Below are 18,194 nucleotides of genomic sequence, written 5' to 3'. Positions count from 1 at the left end.
TCGTTGCTGAGTGTGCGCCGGAGACGCGCGTTTCCGGAGACTGCACCCGCGCGTCTACCGCACACAGGGAAGAAAAGGCTGGTAGAATGCGGGATGATACCATTCACCGACCCTTCAGCAGCGAATGTATCTTTTGTTGAATACAGGTTATCTATGCCGTCTGCGCGAACTCACGATCTGATAACGGTTGTCAGTGGTATAGCATTGACACCGGTGGTATACCATGCCTGTCTTGAGTATGCCCAATTTAGCCCGCCAACGGCACTTGCCTGTAGTCTCTGGTTTGGCGGTGCGCATCTGGTATCGGGCATTATGTTTTCACCCGATCTTGACATCGACTCGGCAATTGATAACCGCTGGGGCATCTTTTTCTGGATATGGCGTCCCTACATGTGGTTGATCCCGCATCGTGCCTTCTGGAGTCATAGTCTGATTATTTCCCCGCTCTTGCGGCTGGGCTACTTTGCGGCTGTTGTGTACGGCTTATTGCTCGGTATCGGGTGGTGTCTCGGCCAGCTCGGTTTTGCACCACCGGCCTATCACCGTGAACTGGCAACGCAGGTTAACGTTCTGATCGAGACCTATCCGCGTGAGACGTGGGCATTTATCATCGGCTTTTGCACCGGCAGTGCTGCTCACACCATTGCCGATTGGTTGGTGACGAAGGGGAACTGGCTGCTGGGAGGGTATGGTCGTCGGTTACGACGGCGCTATCGCAATCATGACCAGTGGCTCCCACGGCGAGAGCGTTTGCGGCAATGACCGAGAACTTTTCGCACCTGTCACACGTCTTTACATGGTGGTACACAACACAGGCTATGACGTGTCTCTTGAATGGCAATACGATACCAGAGAACAGGGTGCTTTATGCGTCTGCAATCAAGTGATCGGTTTTTACTCGCGATTGTTGGCGGTTCAATCCTCTTAATTCTTGTGGCCGTGGTGATAGTGCTAAGCCGTGCTGAGCCGACCTATCGTAGCGGTACTGAACCGGGTGATGTCGTCTTCAATTATCTGTTGGCTCTGCAGCGCGGTGATTACGAACAAGCGCATAGTCTGCTCTCGCCTACCCTGCCGGGCTATCCACGTGATGCACAGGTGATGCGTTCCCAGCTCAGAAGTCTCGCTGTCACGCAGGAAGAGATTAGCTATGCGGTAATCGATAGCCGGCAGAATGGTGATCGGGCAACAGTAACGGTACAGGCGACGACATTCTTTCGTACCGGCCTCTTCGGCAGCAGCACGTCGAGTTATACATTTACTGTTGAGCTTCTGCAACACGAGGGTAGCTGGAAATTAATTGCGAATGACGATTGGCGCACGTGGCAGTGGTGCTGGGGGCAAGAGGGAGGCTGCTCATGATAGCGGTGAGGCGCTGGTATCTGTTTGTGAGTGCCACGATTGGCCTCCAGGGCTTCACATGGTCGTTGATCTGGTTGCTCTACGGAATTCTGGTTGCCGATGAACAGCCGGTTATCGAGGCGACAGCGCTGCAACTGGCGGCCATACTGGTCTGTTTGCCGCTCTGGTTGGGGCATTGGTTGTGGGGTGAACGGCTGGCGCGACGTGATCGGGACGAACGAGCTTCGGCGATACGAAAACTCTATCTCTACGGCAACCTGACCCTGTTTTTGATTGCACTAATTGGAAGTGTTTTCGATCTGCTGACAGCAATACTGCGGTTTATCTTACGCATCCCAGGCGGCGACCGCGTTGGGCAGTTTGAATATGGGATCATTGCGTCATCGATCCTTGGTGTGCTCTTTGCCTACCACAGTGTCGTTGCCCGTAACGATCTCCATCAGGCACCGTTGACCGGTGGTGGTGCATTGGTGAGGCGTCTCTACCTGTTGTTTGCCGCCGGGGTTGGTCTGGCTGTCTGGGCAAGTAGTATTACGACGTTGGCTCAGCAAATAGCCAATGCCTTCGGCGGTTCCCTTTCGCTGCCGATCTTGCCCGAACTCATCGCCTCCACAATCATCGGTCTGGTCGTCTGGCTTGGTCACTGGTGGCGTGCGCAACAGCTTTTTGCCAGTGCGGAAGAAGATGAACGGGCATCAGTGTTGCGCAAGTTTTACCTCTACCTGGTGATTGTGGTGAGCAGTCTGGCAGCAGTGACAAATGCAACCATCCTGCTGGCCGGGGTGTTTCGCCAAATGGTGGGATTGACGGTAACCGGTAGCCCGCTAGATGTGCTGATCTCATCGGTTGTCTTCCTTGTCATCGCCCTGTATCACAGTCAGGTCTTGCGGGCCGATGCAGCGGTCATTCCCGAAGCTCCCCGTCAGGCCGGGGTGCGGCGTGTGGCATGGTACCTGGTGGCAGCCGTCGGGCAACTGGCTCTGGTTGGTGGTCTGGGTGGAATGTTGAGTGTGATCATTCGAGGTGTGGCCGGAGCCGAGACAACATCCGATCTCCGCGAACCACTGTCCTGGTTTGGGGCGATGCTGATTGTCGGGCTGGCAGTCTGGGCAGTGTGCTGGCGTCGGATACAGCGCATATCCAGCGCTACGGGTGAGGCAGGTGTGGCCGAGCGTAGCTCACTCACACGCCGTATCTACCTCTTCGGCTTCTTGTTCGTCGCCTCATTGACGCTTTTGCTGGCGATGATGTACATCCTCTTCCGCATCATCAGTATCGCACTGGGTGAGCCGTTTGCCGGTTCGCTGCTGGCCGACATTGCCCAGGCGTTGGCCTTCGCGCTGATTGCTAGTGGTGTGCTGGCAACTCACGGGCTTGCGCTACGATCTGACACGCGGGTGCGTGAGGAAGCAGCGCTGGCGAAACAGGCGCAGACGCGGGTCGCTGTTGTCGCCGATGATGGTCTGGCCAATCAGATTGCCACTGAATTGCGCGCACAATTTCCACAACTGGTCATCTACGTCAGGGATCAGTCTGCCGAAGCTGAACAGCAACTAGCGAACGCTAACCTGATCGTTGGCACGTGGCGCCAGACTGAGAATCCACAGTGGTTGAATCGCTATCCGGCGCGTAAATTGCTGGTACCGCTGACCGATACGAACTGGATGTGGGTGGGAGTGGAGCCGATGACGGGGACTGAGATTGCCCGTCAACTGGCAGATGCTGTGCGTCAGGTGCTGGCCGGTGAGTCATTGCGCCCCAAACGCGCAGTCACTGCCGGTACGATTGTGGCAGTAGTGGTTGGAGTAGTTTTGGTGGTTTCGTTGTTAAGCGGATCACTGGTATTTCTGATCGCCCTGTTCTCGTTTTGAGGAGAATCTGTGTCAACTATGGACACCGGGGCATGGGTAGGAGCGACATACGCTTCATCTCAATGCAAACGTCTGTCAAATGGTGAGGACGGAAGCAAACTTTCCACTCCCAACATCCTGTACGCCTGGGTAAGGCCGTTGCCCACCCTACGCGCAGGGTTGCGAGAGACGCTTAGGCCGTTCGAGCTGTGGCTCCAGCGGTGACGGACATAGATGGACATAAGAGAAGCGCTCATATCACATCGTGGCCTGTCACGCTCAGGCACAGTGCCAGCGTAATGGGTGACGAGCGTGTCGTGGTGCGGTGCCGGATGGCTCGCGCTGTTGCGAGCTGGTTATGGCTTGCGATGCCGCGCTGGACGAAGTCCCAGCAGGTTGTTGCAGGTAGTAAGTGCACCGGAGGTGCGCGCTCCCAGGTGAGCGAGCGAGGTAAGCGCGAGCTGGAGTCGTGCGCTCCCAGGTGAGCGCGTGAGGTAAGCGTGAGCTGGAGTCGTGCGCTCCCAGGTGAGTGCGTAAGGTGCGCTCTCACTGGTCTACCGGCGCTCGCGCACCGCAGCGTGGCGCTCAGGTGACACCAGATAGTGTACTATGACCTCTATGAAATCAGATTTGATGTAACGCTCCGGTGGTAGCGAGTGCCACCTCGCTCCTCTCTTCAAAGACGAGGAGCGAGGTTGAGGGTTAATTAGAGGACGTTATACAAATGCGGCAATCCCGGTAATCTCGCGCCCGACAACCAGGGTATTAATCTCGTTGGTGCCCTCGTAGGTATAGACAGCTTCAATATCGGCAAAGTGGCGTGCAATATGCCGGTCGAGCAGAATCCCGTTGCCGCCGAGTACTTCACGGCCCAGGGCAACAATCTGGCGTGCCTTGGCTGCACAGTATTGCTTGGCAAGCGACGCCATACCCTCGGTGATCTGGCTTTCGTCCTCGTCGCGGAGCTTGCTCAGCCGCCAGGCCATCAACTGGATCGCAGTGAGATCACCGAGCATATGAACCAGCTTCTGCTGCACCAACTGGAAGCCGGCAATCGGACGGCCAAACTGCTCGCGCTGGAGGGTGTACTCAAGTGCCAGTTCGTAGGCAGCCTGAGCGTGACCAACTGCTTCCCAGGCGACCCCATAGCGGGTGTTCTTCAAGATATTCGCCGTATCACGGAACGAGCGGGCCAACGGCAGGCGATTCTCTTCCGGCACGAAGACGTTCTCCAGGGTAATGTCGGCATTGATGACCGAACGCTTGGCAATCTTGCCTTCGATCTTGGTTGCCCGATAGCCGGGGGTGCCCTTCTCGACCAAAAATCCGCCAATCCGACCAGTCTCTTCATCCTGGGCCCACACCACGATCACGTCGGCAAAGGTAGCGTTCCCGATCCAACGCTTGGCGCCGTTGAGCAGGTAGCCGCCACTCACACGTTTGGCAGTGGTGCGAATGTGAGCCGCATCGGAACCGACGTAAGGCTCGGTGAGGGCAAACGCACCAATCTTTTCTAGCCGGGCCATCGCCGGTAGCCAGCGTTGCTTCTGCTCCTCTGAACCGCAGGCAGCGATGGCACCCATTGCCAGACCACTGGTTACGCCGACAAATGTGCCGACACTGCCATCACCGCGGGCCAGCTCGGCAGCGATCAGCCCAACTTCAACACTGGAGAATCCCGGACAACCGTAGCCCTGGATGGTGCCACCGACGATCCCTAATTCGGCGATCCGGGGAATCAGCTCGAAGGGAAATTCGGCTCGCTCCCAGTAATCGTTGATGATCGGCAACACGTGCTCGTTACAAAATGCGCGCACCTTATCGCGAAGTGCGCGCTCGCGCGGGGTGAGGAGTTCGTCGAAGTGGAAGAGATCGATACCGCGCTCGCTTGCGATCGTCATTGTTCGCCTCCTGAGATAATACGTGTATGACGCACTGCGTAATAATTATAACACAGAATATCATCATCGTGATCAAGTCTGGCCGGGCGCAATTCTGGTAGTATGCAATGCACGGCCCACAATCCAATGCCCATCCTTCAGCCCGCTCTGCCAACGACCGATCCGCGTTCATCCGCCCAATCCGCGTCTATCCGTGTCCCCGCCAAATGCTGCCCACGGCTGCTGGTGGATATGCCAATGGCCCTTCCTTCAACCTGCTCTACAGACAACCTATCCGCGGTCATCCGCCTAATCCGCGTCTATCCGTGTCCCCGCCAAATGCTGCCCACGGCTGCTGGTGGATATGCCAATGGCCCATCCTTCAACCTGCTCTACAGACAACCTATCCGCGTGCATCCGCCTAATCCGCGTCTATCCGTGTCCCCGCCAAATGCTGCCCACGGCTGCTGGTGGATATGCCAATGGCCCATCCTTCAACCTGCTCTACAGACAACCTATCCGCGGTCATCCGCCTAATCTGCGTCTATCCGTGTCCCCGCCAAATGCTGCCCACGGCCGCTGGTGGATATGCCAATGGCCCATCCTTCAACCTGCTCTACAGACAACCTATCCGCGTGCATCCGCCTAATCCGCGTCTATCCGTGTCCCCGCCAAATGCTGCCCACGGCTGCTGGTGGATATGCCAATGGCCCTTCCTTCAACCTGCTCTACAGACAACCTATCCGCGGTCATCCGCCTAATCTGCGTCTATCCGTGTCCCCGCCAAATGCTGCCCACGGCCGCTGGTGGATATGCCAATGGCCTATCCTTCAACCTGCTCTACAGACAACCTATCCGCGGTCATCCGCCTAATCTGCGTCTATCCGTGTCCCCGCCAAATGCTGCCCACGGCCGCTGGTGGATATGCTAATGGCCCATCCTTCAACCTGCTCTACAGACAACCTATCCGCGGTCATCCGCCTAATCTGCGTCTATCCGTGTCCCCGCCAAATGCTGCCCACGGCCGCTGGTGGATATGCCAATGGCCCATCCTTCAACCTGCTCTACAGACAACCTATCCGCGGTCATCCGCCCAATCTGCGTCTATCCGTGTCCCCGCCAAATGCTGCCCACGGCCGCTGGTGGATATGCCAATGGCCCATCCTTCAACCTGCTCTACAGACAACCTATCCGCGGTCATCCGCCTAATCTGCGTCTATCCGTGTCCCCGCCAAATGCTGCCCACGGCCGCTGGTGGATATGCCAATGGCCCATCCTTCAACCTGCTCTACAGACAACCTATCCGCGGTCATCCGCCTAATCTGCGTCTATCCGTGTCCCCGCCAAATGCTGCCCACGGCCGCTGGTGGATATGCCAATGGCCCATCCTTCAACCTGCTCTACAGACAACCTATCCGCGTGCATCCGCCTAATCCGCGTCTATCCGTGTCCCCGCATATGGAGCTGCAAGGGCGTGTAGACTTCAACGTCCAGATCACGTTTAGGGTGTCTTCTCTTCCGCAGTTAACCGATAGCGATTGGTAAACTCCGGCCCGGCTCCGATCAGGCGCAGCACAATGGTGTACTCGCCGGCACGGATTGGTGTGAGGCGCAGGCGATCAACTTCGGTTGCCAGAGAGTCGGCAGGGAGATCGAGGTAGCGAACAACGGTAGCCAGTTCGGTATCGGTGGGGTCGTACAGGCTGATGGTCAGTTGCGCACCAACCAGCGGCTCGCGGGCATCGTTGACGGCGTAGATAGGAAGATCAATTGCTTCGCCAATGGTAAATGTGCGCGGCTCGATCAGGGTAAAGACATATTGTGGGCGAAAACAGTCGCGCAGAGCGTAGTACGAACGTTTGGGCACCCGCCAGTAGTCGATCACGCTCCACAAAACAGCGGGGTACGGATCGACGAAGAGAAAGGCGATGATACCACCGGTTGGACGATATTTATGGTAGCGAAGGCGATCAATGTAGAAGCGATTCAGTTCGGCCTGATAGTTCTGTGACATCTCGATCACTTCGGCCAGTGATGTTGCCTGCCGCCAGGGATACCAGGCCGACATGATCTCTGCCTGTAGACCATGCCGTTCTATCAGGCGATTGATCGCAGCATCGTCGAGCGGATCAGGCATAAAGCGCAGGCTGCTCTCGAGGTTGGGAAAACTCTGCGCACCGAACTCGGTCACGAAGCGCAGGTTTCCCGGAAAACGCGCCCGTACCGCTTCTCCATCGGCCAGCGAACCGTAGGTGCGATACCAGCCGAAGTAGGCATGGGCGTCGGTGCCGGTACGCACGTAGGGAACATCTGGCTCACCCGACGAACGCACTACCGGTCGGGTTGGGTCTTCTTCTTCGACGATCTGCTTCAACTGCACATCCATCACATCACGGTTCCAGCTAAAGACAAATGCCGATTGATAGGTACGTAGCCGCGCCGGGAGCGATTCATCGGCAGTATCTTCGAGGTGGATCGCTTCGTTGTGCATGCACCAGATCGCAATACTGGGATGATTGCCGAGCAAGCGTACCATAGCCCGGGCCTGGTGACGGGCTGCCGGTAGCACGTCTGGTCGATACAGCCACTGGAGCGGAAAATCTTGCCAGAGCAGTATCCCGGCGGCATCAGCCGCATCGTAGAAGGCCGGATGGTCGATGTGGGCATGAACGCGGAGCATGTTCATGTGGCAATCGCGTGCCAGGGATAGATCGCGCTCAGCACGCTCGCGATTCATCGTCGCAATCCGCATATCGCCGGGCGGGTAGTTGTTTCCCTTGGCCAGAAACCGCTCACCGTTCAGATGGGGAATCCAGTCGCGCAATTCAAAGGTGCGCACACCATACGCAAATGATTGCTCATCGCTCAGGCAGTCATCAAGCCAGATGCGCACGGTCACCTGATAGAGATCGGGGCGGCCCAAATCATGCGTCCACCAACGACGCGGTTCGCGCAATTTTAAAAGACCCTGCACGGTTTGTTTGCCGCCCCGCAAGCGACGCTGAACGGTAAAGACCTGTGTTTCACCGTGGAATGTCAGCGGCGCGAAGATCAATTCGCTGCGGATGGTCACGGCCTGGGCAGCGTCGAGGTCAAGGGCAAAACGCAACTGCGCCAGCCGGGCGTCACAATGTTCGGTGCGCAGGCGAGCCTGGTGGAGGCGCACAGGGCCACTGTAGTGCATCTCGACCGGCAACCAGATACCTCCCGGATTAGCCTGGGGGTCGAAACAATCCCAATGCGAAAAGACCCCCGTAATCATCCGTTTGCCGATTTTGTTGTGTTCATCAGGACAATCGAGTTCGATGATTAAGGTGTTCTGGGCACGCAGCAAGGTAGTGATGTCGTGCTCAGTCGGCTCGAAATAGCCCTCGTGGGCACCCAGATCGATCCCATTAAGATAGGTGTGCCGATAGTAGAACGCGCCGTTAATGCGCAACCAGCGCCGTTCACCAGAGACACGACTCACTTCAGGCGGGTTGGGGAAGCGACAGCGGTAGACCACCTTGCCACTGTGGGTTTCCAGCCCTGGTAATTGTTGCCAGTGAGCCGGAACGATGGCTGGTAGCCATTCGCTATCGTGACGCGGGTAGATGCCGTGCGAAAATTCGTTCAGCGGGCGAATCTGCCAGTTATCCTGCAGGGTAACGAGATACATATGCTAATTCGGCAATGACTACCGGGTATTATTCAAGGTATACAACACCTGCTGATAGAGCACAATCCGCTGCCGCCGCAGCTCTGGCCGATGACCGAGCGCCAGTTTGAGTGCCTCGATGATCAATTCATACTGGTACCCCAGACAAATCAGACGACGCAAGAGGGCTGCGGTAACCCAACCGTACCACATGCGAGCCAGCAGGAGACGGCTCTGCTGAAAGTAGCGATGGCGAACGAGTGGCACCTGTTCGCTGCTTTTTCCTTCATGATGGATAACCACAGCATCAGGAAGGTACCAGATTTGACTGCACACTTCCACATGCTCGCGCCGGGATCGATCAGGTGCCGGCGCGACTGGGTTTTGCCACTGCAAACGCCACTGCCATTCGAGTTCCTCGCTGTACATAAAAAACCGCTCGTCGAGCAAGCCTGCCTGACGGATAGCCGTTGTCCGTACCAGCAGTGCGGCACCAACCAGCCAGCCCACCCGTTGCACCCGGTCGGCAGACCGGTCGGCGCAGTGGTAAGCGCGTGCCCATGGATTACGCGGCCAGAGGCGCTCCCACGGCGTACTCTCCCAGATCATGGTCAGCGGCGTTGGAAAGCGACGGCGCGAGGATTGTTGACTTCCATCGCTGTACAGTAAACGAGGGCCGACAGCGATAGCTGCCGGATGCTCTTGCAGAAAACCGACCAGGCGCGGAATCGCGTCAGCCTGTGGTTCGGTATCCGGGTTGAGGAACAAGATAAACTCCGGCCCGCCATCCGGTCGCGCCAGCAGCGTGCGCAGGGCCAGATTGTTGGCGGCGGTAAAACCGAGATTGGCACCGGCTTCGATCACATGCACGGCGGGAAATTCCTGACGGATCATGGCCGCTGTACCATCATGGCTGTCATTGTCAACCACAATGATCTCAGCAGAGAGATTGCCCGCAGCCAGCGCTGCCTGAACAGCGCTCAGGCAGCGTCGCAGCAGATCACGCACATTCCAGGATACAATGATGATTGCCAGCATAAGTTGCTCTGTATTCCTCACCCTTACTGTGCATAGTGTACCATAGCTGAGGCGTGGTGGTCATCGGCGAGAGAGAAACTCTCATTATGGCTCTCATTGAAGAAGAGGTATACAGGCTAGTATCAAATCCGGTTTACTAAAAATCATCGCTCAGCAGGGTTACCGGTGTGCCACGCCCCAGATCGTGAGCACGGCTGCTGCGGCAGCCATGCTGCCGCACTCCACACTGCGCAACACGCGGATAACGAGCGGGTAAGTTAACCAATCTAGCGCGTGATGGCATCAGAGATGGTCGTCAGCCATCCTCGCTGCTATACCGGTAGCCTGGGAGTAGGATATGCTGACGTTGGTCATTGGCAAGCGTTCGTGCGCCTGCGCGACCGTCTGGGAGCACGACAGCACAGCTTTTGTGAAATAAGTTCTTGTCCGTATGTGATATAATAGAAAAAACGTTCTGAAGAGCGCAATCACAAGAGTTGACGTAGAACAACCCCCATGCAGTGAGAGCACAGACTAGATACATTGCTATCGAGAAACTGAGGTCACTTTCAGGTGTAAATAATGCTATATCGTCAAAAAGTACTGCTCGCCTTAATAGACGTATTTGGTGGAACAATAGATAGGCTATACCTGCAAAAAATGCTCTTTCTGCTTAGCCAGCGCCAGGAAAAACCTATCTACGAATTTGTTCCTTACTATTATGGTGGCTTTTCGTTTACCGCTCAGTGGGACATAAACGCATTATTTAGAAAAGGTTTTCTGGCGGTAGATAAACATACAGTAACACTTGTACAAAAACATCCACAGTTGTTCGATAGTGTTACTGAGCGTGATATGCATTTTCTGCATGAACTTTGTCAGCAATATCGATATAAAGCCAGAAATGATCTGCTTAGAGAGTTATACGAGCAATATCCTTACTATGCTCAGCAGAGTAAAATCCTTGATGAGATTTTGGATGACGAAGCAAAACGACGAATAAAACAATGTCAGGATGAAGAATCAAGGATTGTATTATTTACTATCGGTTATGAAGGTCGCTCTTTGGAAAACTACCTTAATACATTGATTAGAAATGGTATTAAAATCCTGGTAGATGTGCGCAATAATCCAGTGAGTATGAAGCCAGGTTTTAGTAAGAGCCAGCTACGAACATATTGTGAGAATCTGGGTATCGGGTATATTCATATTCCAGAAGTTGGGATTGTCTCGGAACTGAGAAAGAATTTGAAATCGCAGGAGGATTATGAAGAACTGTTTGCCGCTTATCGTCGAGAGATTCTGCCCACGACCGTATCGTTTCAACAACGCATTTTGAACATTCTTCTGTGTTATCACCGTATCGCTCTTACCTGTTTTGAAGCTGAGAGCCAGCGCTGCCATCGCAGTCATCTGGCCGATGCAATCAGCAAATTGCCCGAATTTTCCTACGAAGTAGTACATCTTTGAGGTGAGGATAATGCTGATGAAGGTCTTGGTTACAGTTAAAACCTATCCAACCATTTCGGTTAAGTACGACGAACTGGTTTGTACTGCCGGTTTTCGTGAGGATGGCTCATGGATCAGGATTTACCCTATCCCCTTTCGTAAAAAGACCTATGAAGAGCGATACCGAAAATATGATTGGATTGAAATCGAACTTGAAAAAAGTCAACAAGATTTTCGTCCAGAGAGTTATAGACCAGTTCCTGGAACGAAGATAAGGGTTGTGGGAAGTATTGGTACAGAAAATAACTGGGAAGAACGTAAGAAAGTTTGTTTGAGGAAAGTGTATGATAATCTTGATGAGTTGATTGCCGAGGCTAAGAATCCAAATATTTGTACATCCCTTGCCACTTTTAAGCCTACCGCAATTCTCGACTTCTATGCAGAAGCAACTGAAAGAGAGTGGGATTTTCGCGAAGTGATGCAAATTCAGGCAAAACGGCGGCAACTGAAACTTTTTCCCGATGATGAAGAAGATTTGGGTGAAGAGTTTCGGATTGTAAGAAAACTTCCCTATCAATTCAAGTACCGCTTTGTAGACAGTGCCGGTAGAGAAAGTAATCTTATGATAGAAGACTGGGAAACAGGTCAACTGTTCTGGAATTGTCTTGAACGCCACGAGGGTGACGAGCAAAAAGCAATTGAGGATGTGCGTAAAAAATATCTTGATGATTTTGCCAGAACAAAGGATTTGTATTTCTTTTTAGGTACTACAATGCAGTACCACAAAAAAGCTCCTAATCCCTTCGTTATCATTGGAACGTTTCATCCAAAACGAGAAAACCAGTTGCGGCTTTTCCAGGAGCTGTCTTGAATATTGTACGTGTGTTAACGTATTTCGCACGAGAACCTGTTTCATTAATCCACTCGGCAATCACTCCATCGGATTGCAATCAGTTCCGTGCTAAGTAGTGCATATCGCTCATCACGGGTGATCAAACCAGACGCACGTGCTCTGTACGCACGTCGCCCACATAACCGGCGGGAAAGCCGCTCCAATTCTGTGCCTGATCGTGAGTGCGGCTGGTATGGCAACGTGGCTGCCGCACTCCCTACGACGCAACACAGGCAACTCTGGCTGAAAATGGTATCCTCTCCAAAACGTGATCCCGATGCATGCGTCGCGGCAACGCTGGTGTTGTGCATAAACACTCAGGTTATGCCCACTCTCTGTGTCCTCCGTGTCTCTGTGGTGACAAAGATAGCAACCTGGGGTATGACACCAGATTTGGTATGACAACCCACTACCGGCTTATGGTACAATCCAGCATGCCGTGATAGATTACTTCACAGCGAGGCTAGACGATGCAGATCACGCTCAACATTGAGCACATTCGGGCCGATACGCCACTTCCTCCGCTCTTTCGTGTTCGTCAGCGCTGGCAGACATCGCCCATAGCCGATGTCGCAGCAGTCGTCTATGCTGAACTCGACAAAATCGGGCTGGCCGGCCACATCCAGCCTGGTATGCGGATTGCCGTGACTGCCGGCAGTCGCGGGATTAGCAATATCGTGACGATTACAGCGGCGGCAGTGGCCTGGCTGCGTGCCCACGGTGCTGAACCCTTTATCGTGCCGGCGATGGGAAGTCACGGTGGAGCAACGGCGGAAGGTCAGGTGGCCCTCCTTGCGTCGCTCGGCATCACCGAACAGTCGGTTGGTTGCCCGATTCGGGCAACGATGGATGTGGTCGAACTGGGGCGGATCGCCGATGGTACGCCGGTCTACATGGATCGGTTCGCAGCCGAAGCCGATGGGGTGTTGGTGATCAATCGCATCAAGACCCACACATCGTTTAAGGCCCCGATTGAGAGTGGTCTGGCGAAAATGTGTGCCGTCGGTTTGGGAAAACGCCAGGGTGCCGAGATTGTGCATCGTACTGCGGTCTACGGCCTGAAAGAGCAGTTGGTGCCGATGGCGCGGATGGTGGTTGAGCGGGGGAGAGTGCTGGCCGGGCTGGCAATCCTGGAAGATGCCCGCGATCAGACGGCGGCAATTGTGGCTCTGCCACCCGCAGAGATTGGTGGCGCCGGTGAAGCTGAGTTGCTGCTGCGCAGCAAAGAGATGATGGCCCGCTTGCCCTTCGACCGTCTGGATGTGCTGGTGGTTGATCGCATCGGTAAGAACATCAGTGGTACCGGCATGGATACGAACGTGATCGGGCGTTTGCCTATTCCCGGTGAGCCACCACCTGATCGTCCGGTGATTAATGTGATTGTGGTGCTTGATCTTACCCCCGAAACACACGGGAATGCGAATGGGATCGGCCTTGCCGACATTACGACGGCGCGTCTGGCTGCGAAGATCGATTTTCACGCCACCTATGTGAATGTGTTGACGGCTGGTTTGGTTGGTCTGTGCAAAGGTGGATTGCCGATAACCCTGCCTACCGAACGTGATGCAGTGGCGATGGCGATCAAGACGTGTGGTCAGCCTGATCTGGCGGCAGTGCGGCTGGTACGCATTCCCGACACGCTTCATCTGGAAGAGTTGCTGGTCAGTGAAGCACTCTTGCCGGAGGTTACAGCTCACCCCAATCTTGAATTACTCGGCCCCGCTGAATGGGTTCTCGATTGCGTTGAAGGATAACTTCATGACACCCCACCATCTCCTGTACCATTGGGACGAGGCGGCCATTGACACCTGGGAACGGGCAGCACCTGTATCGGCTGATGATCCGCACGCCCGCATTGCAATGGTTAGCCCTCCACTCGTGACGCACGATGCGCTCTCGATCATTCCGAGCTGGATTGCCGATACGCCTTCGGCAAGCTGGATTGAGCTTCAGCTTCGCGTACAACAGCATGGCACCTGGAGCACCTGGTTTCGGTTGGCTGCCTGGGATAGCGACGGCACTCACCGTACCAGTTTTGCTGACCAACGACATGAGGCCGGCACTGTTGCTACCGATACGCTGCAATTGCACACACCAGCACAGGCTGTTCAGGTGCGTGTGTTGCTCTGCGGTCTCCCCGGTGCTGATATGCCGGCAATGAGTGAGCTGTTTCTTTGCATTACCACGACTGCGCAGCCGGTGACTGCTTCTACGCAACCATCCCTGTCGGCAATTAGTCTGCCGCTGCTACTGTGTCAGTACGATTATCCTGGCGGCGAGGGATGGTGCAGTCCCACAACCGTACAAATGGTGCTGGCATACTGGCATGCTCAGGTGGCCGATCCGCGTCTCGCACCGTTTGCCGAACGCACGACATTACCCGATCTGACGGTGGCCGGTATCTTCGATCCAGGCTGGGATGGCACCGGCAACTGGTCATTCAATACGGCGTTTGCAGCTCAATTCGGTTTGCGGGCATACGTGACTCGTTTCGACACCCTGGAACAGGTTAGCCGTTGGACGGCTGCCGGTGTGCCGGTGATTATAAGCGTGGCCTGGGAGCACGGTCAGGTTGATGATGCCCCCGGTCGCACCAGCGGCCATCTGACCATTGTCCGCGGTTTTACCGACACCCACGCGCTGATCGCCGAACCAGCCGGGCGCGAACGGATACTGCGCGCATATCCGCAATCCCAACTGGCAACAGCGTGGCAGGCCAATTCCGTCGGTACCGTGTATCTGATCTACCCGCCTGATTGGCCTCGTCCCGAACCCGGCCCGACTGATGCATGGGTGTGAGATGCAGATACTTGTCCTGGCTCCATACCCGCCCTATCCGCCACGGGGTGGTGGCGCACTGCGCATCTTCCATCTGCTGCGCATCCTGGCCCAACATCATCGGGTGACGCTCCTTACCTTTGCTCCTGATGCTGCCGCAGCTCAGGCGCTATCGTCACTGCGGGATTGGCTGGAGCTGCACATTGTCATGGGGCCGCCACACCGTTCGCTGCGTCAGCGTGCATTCACGACGCTGGTTAGTCCACTCCCCGATATGGCCCTGCGGAACGCCAGCCCGGCGTATGTCACCACCCTGAACAACCTGTTAGTCAGTGGGCAGTTCGATGTCGTGCTGGCCGAAAGTATCGAGATGGCGCCATATCTGATACAGGCGCAGCGGCATGGTCTACGAACAACCCTCGACGAGTTTAACGCCGAATACCTGCTGCAACGACGCGCAGCCATCAATGATTTGCGACACGTGTTCCGCCCCAAAGCGCTCGTTGGTGGCGTCTACTCACTCATTCAGTGGCTGAAACTGGCAGCTTTTGAGCGGCACATCCTTCAGACCGTGGATCGCGTGCTGGTTGTCTCGGCAGAAGATGAAGCTGCACTGCGTCGGTTGGCGCCTCGTGCCTGTCTACATCTCGTACCAAACGGGGTAGATTGTACGTATTTCGCGCCGCCTGTTGAAGCGCCGCACCCAACCAATGATCTGGTCTTTGTGGGGACACTTGACTATCGGCCCAACGTTGATGCGGTGCTCTGGTTTGTGCACGAGGTATTTCCGCTTGTCAAGCGGATGCATCCCGCTCTACGCCTGCGTCTCATCGGGCGGCGCCCTCATCGGAGTCTGCTCTCCCTGCACGACGATCGGCATATCGTGGTAACCGGTGAAGTTGCCGATACCCGTCCGGTGCTGGCGGAAGCTGCGGCGGTTGTGATTCCGATGCGGATCGGCGGTGGCTCGCGGCTGAAACTCCTGGAAGCACTGGCAATGGCCACCCCAATTGTCAGTACCTCGCTGGGGGCGGAAGGGATTCCCGGTCTGCGCAATGAGGAACATCTCTTGCTGGCCGATACCCCGTCCGCGTTTGCCCACGCTGTCTCGCGCCTGGTCACCGATAGGACGCTGGCGCAACACCTGGGTCGTAACGGCCGTCTATTCGTCTGTGCCGGGTACGATTGGTCACAAATCGCAGCACGGCTGGAAGCAGCTATCCGTTGGTAGTGACATCGGTATCAACAGGAATCTTTGAGGTATGCAAGCATTTATTGACGGTTTGAGTTTTCCACTGCGCGCCGTACGGTTCATCGCTAGCCAGCCGATGCTCTGGCGCTACATCGTCATCCCGATTGCGCTGAATATTTTGGTAGGGTTCGTGCTCTACGCCACCCTGTTATGGGCCGGCGTTCGGGCAATCGAGGCGCTGCTCGCCGATTGGCCGGAGTTGATCGCGTGGTTCGTCTGGCTCTTACTGATCATTGTCCTCTTCGTCGGAATTGGCTACCTGATGGTACGCTTTGGCGTTGTCATCGGTTCGCCTTTTTACAGCCGCTTATCGGAACTGATTGAAGAACAGTTGCGCGGTGTTGCCAGAACAACGTCACCGGCTTCCCCGGCTTCTATCGCATACGATCTCTTCCGCGCCTTGCTGTTCGAGCTGAAGAAGTTGATCTTCTTGCTGGCGTTTGGGATACCCGCGCTATTGCTCAATGTGCTGCCTGGCGTCGGCACGATGCTGGGAACGGCAGCCGGGATCGTCATTGGCGTCACCATTTCATGTCTCGACTTTTTCGATCCACCGCTTGAGCGACGCCGACTGTCGTTTCGCGCGAAACTCGGCTATATTCGCCACCATCTCCCAGCCAGTGCCGGTTTTGGTTTGATCTGTCTGGGACTGGTGAGTGTGCCGTTCCTTAATCTTCTCGCTGTACCGGTCTGCATCACCGCAGGTACGCTCTTCTTTTGTGAGAGATCGCCTGTCTATCTCGACGATGGCACAATGCGGTAGATATTTCCGTTGCGGTCGTCCGAGACAAAGATGGTGCCATTGGCGGCTACGGTGACTCCTGCCGGTCGGCCCCAGGCACTGCCACACTCCTGCTGGGGATTGTCGCGGAACCCAATCAAAAATGGTTCGGAACTCACCGGTGTACCATCACTGACCCGGATACGCTGTACCCGACAGTCGCGTGGTGTCTCGTCGGCATTCCACGAGCCGTGGTAGGCGATCAACACATCACCATCGGCCAATCGGGCGATACCGAGTGGTGCGTAATGGGCCAGGTCGGTAAAGCGTGCCGGTGTAGCCTGGGCACAACTGGAGAAGGTGGCGTCGAGCGGTACCCGTTCATCGCGAACCTCCTGCGCGCCGGCGGGCACTGCACCTATCTCTGCCGTATAGCAATAGGGCCAGCCGTAATGTCTGCCCGGCTCAACCTCGATAATCACCTCTTCGGGTGGGAGATCGTTCCCCAGCCCGTCGCTACCGTTGTGCGTTGCCCACAGCCGGCCATCGGGTAAAAAGATGAAATCAACGCTGTTGCGCAAGCCTTCAGCCCAGACAGCACGCCGGCGTGGATCGGGATCGTTAGCGAAGGGATTGTCGGCGGGAATACCGCCGTCTAACGTGTAACGGAGAATCGCTGCCCGTCGCGGATCGCCTTCGCTACAGCCAACGGTGATATTGCACTTAGAGCCAACGGCAACGTAGAGCATTCCGTCCGGGCCAATGCGGGCGGTGCGGGTTGAATGACCGCCATCGTTCGGAAGCCCATCAACCACAATCGCTAGTTCGGAACCGCTGAACTGACCATCTTCATCGCTATCCCGCAGCCGCCAGACCGTGGCATTACCGGCGGCGTAGAGATCGGTGCCGTACCATTCCAGGCTATGCACGCCGGGTAGATTGGTGGCAACAGCGATCACCTGATCGGCCTTCCCATCGCCATCCAGATCGGGCAGACGAACAATTCGGTTGGCACCACGCTCTGCCACGTAAAGGCTGCCATCGGGGCCGATAGCCATGAGCCGTGGCCGATTGAGGCCGTTTGCGTAAAGACGCACCGCGTAATCCATGGCTACCTGCAAACGAGTACCGGCATCGTCTTCCGGCGGAATAGCCAGTCCCTGCTGGACAACCGGCAAGAACAGGCGATAGGTGACCTGGGCAAGCCCTATCGTGGCAATGACAAGCGTTATCACCGACAGAAACAAGATGCGTTTGTTCATGTTGTTCATGATGGTTTTAGCGCGGCGACAGAGCATAGTCTGGTGGGGCAGGGATGCGGTAAAAGCTCAGTCGCAGGGGTAATTTATAAACCAG

13 protein-coding genes are annotated in these 18,194 nt (G+C 55.7%); 9 read left to right on the top strand and 4 right to left on the bottom strand.

Annotation, left to right across the window (positions count from 1 at the left end; translation table 11 throughout):
• Positions 1–153: 153 nt before the first annotated feature.
• From CAUR_RS18690 to CAUR_RS18680, 3 genes are all read left to right on the top strand, one after another.
• Positions 154–762, top strand: a complete 609-nt coding sequence (locus CAUR_RS18690; RefSeq protein ID WP_012259397.1) for a metal-binding protein — start codon at positions 154–156, stop codon at positions 760–762.
• Positions 763–867: 105 nt separating this feature from the next.
• Positions 868–1,362, top strand: a complete 495-nt coding sequence (locus CAUR_RS18685) for a nuclear transport factor 2 family protein (RefSeq protein WP_012259396.1) — start codon at positions 868–870, stop codon at positions 1,360–1,362.
• Positions 1,359–3,233 (top strand): DUF5671 domain-containing protein, encoded by a 1,875-nt coding sequence (locus CAUR_RS18680; protein ID WP_012259395.1) that lies wholly within the window; start codon positions 1,359–1,361, stop codon positions 3,231–3,233. Before CAUR_RS18685 ends, CAUR_RS18680 begins: the two co-directional genes overlap by 4 nt.
• A 695-nt stretch (positions 3,234–3,928) precedes the next feature.
• On the opposite strand, the gene CAUR_RS18675 is transcribed toward CAUR_RS18680, so the two are convergent.
• From CAUR_RS18675 to CAUR_RS18665, 3 genes are all read right to left on the bottom strand, one after another.
• On the bottom strand, positions 3,929–5,113 hold the full coding sequence (locus CAUR_RS18675; RefSeq protein WP_012259394.1) for an acyl-CoA dehydrogenase family protein: 1,185 nt from the start codon (positions 5,111–5,113) through the stop codon (positions 3,929–3,931).
• A 1,480-nt stretch (positions 5,114–6,593) separates the two neighbouring features.
• The gene (locus CAUR_RS18670; RefSeq protein WP_012259393.1) at positions 6,594–8,750 is read right to left on the bottom strand and encodes a glycoside hydrolase family 2 protein; all 2,157 of its coding nucleotides are present in this window, start codon (positions 8,748–8,750) and stop codon (positions 6,594–6,596) included.
• 18 nt (positions 8,751–8,768) lie between these two features.
• Positions 8,769–9,767 carry a glycosyltransferase family 2 protein gene (locus tag CAUR_RS18665; protein ID WP_012259392.1) on the bottom strand — a complete coding sequence of 333 codons (999 nt, stop codon included), beginning with the start codon at positions 9,765–9,767 and terminating at the stop codon, positions 8,769–8,771.
• A 561-nt stretch (positions 9,768–10,328) separates the two neighbouring features.
• Between CAUR_RS18665 and CAUR_RS18660 the strand changes: the two genes are divergently transcribed.
• The 6 genes from CAUR_RS18660 to CAUR_RS18635 all read left to right on the top strand — a co-directional run bounded on the left by CAUR_RS18660 (position 10,329) and on the right by CAUR_RS18635 (position 16,880).
• Positions 10,329–11,216, top strand: a complete 888-nt coding sequence (locus CAUR_RS18660; protein ID WP_012259391.1) for a DUF488 domain-containing protein — start codon at positions 10,329–10,331, stop codon at positions 11,214–11,216.
• A 16-nt stretch (positions 11,217–11,232) separates the two neighbouring features.
• Positions 11,233–12,066: a hypothetical protein gene (locus tag CAUR_RS18655; RefSeq protein WP_242604977.1), complete on the top strand. Its 834-nt coding sequence runs from the start codon at positions 11,233–11,235 to the stop codon at positions 12,064–12,066.
• 491 nt (positions 12,067–12,557) lie between these two features.
• The gene (locus tag CAUR_RS18650) at positions 12,558–13,841 is read left to right on the top strand and encodes a nickel pincer cofactor-dependent isomerase, group 22 (protein WP_012259389.1); all 1,284 of its coding nucleotides are present in this window, start codon (positions 12,558–12,560) and stop codon (positions 13,839–13,841) included.
• Between the two features lie 4 nt (positions 13,842–13,845).
• Entirely contained in the window at positions 13,846–14,886 is a 1,041-nt protein-coding gene (locus CAUR_RS18645) for a peptidase C39 family protein (RefSeq protein ID WP_012259388.1), read from the top strand.
• A 1-nt stretch (position 14,887) separates the two neighbouring features.
• Positions 14,888–16,096 carry a glycosyltransferase gene (locus CAUR_RS18640; RefSeq protein ID WP_012259387.1) on the top strand — a complete coding sequence of 403 codons (1,209 nt, stop codon included), beginning with the start codon at positions 14,888–14,890 and terminating at the stop codon, positions 16,094–16,096.
• 31 nt (positions 16,097–16,127) lie between these two features.
• Positions 16,128–16,880 carry an EI24 domain-containing protein gene (locus tag CAUR_RS18635; RefSeq protein WP_012259386.1) on the top strand — a complete coding sequence of 251 codons (753 nt, stop codon included), beginning with the start codon at positions 16,128–16,130 and terminating at the stop codon, positions 16,878–16,880.
• Here the strand turns inward: CAUR_RS18635 and CAUR_RS18630 are convergent.
• Entirely contained in the window at positions 16,853–18,100 is a 1,248-nt protein-coding gene (locus CAUR_RS18630; RefSeq protein WP_242604976.1) for a PQQ-dependent sugar dehydrogenase, read from the bottom strand. The two genes, CAUR_RS18635 and CAUR_RS18630, sit on opposite strands and share 28 nt — an antisense overlap.
• Positions 18,101–18,194 lie beyond the last annotated feature (94 nt).

Origin of the sequence: Chloroflexus aurantiacus J-10-fl (assembly GCF_000018865.1) — a bacterium.
Classification (GTDB): Bacteria; Chloroflexota; Chloroflexia; order Chloroflexales; family Chloroflexaceae; genus Chloroflexus; species Chloroflexus aurantiacus.
Note: the sequence above shows the minus strand (reverse complement) of the source record. Positions and strands in the feature narration are given on the sequence as shown.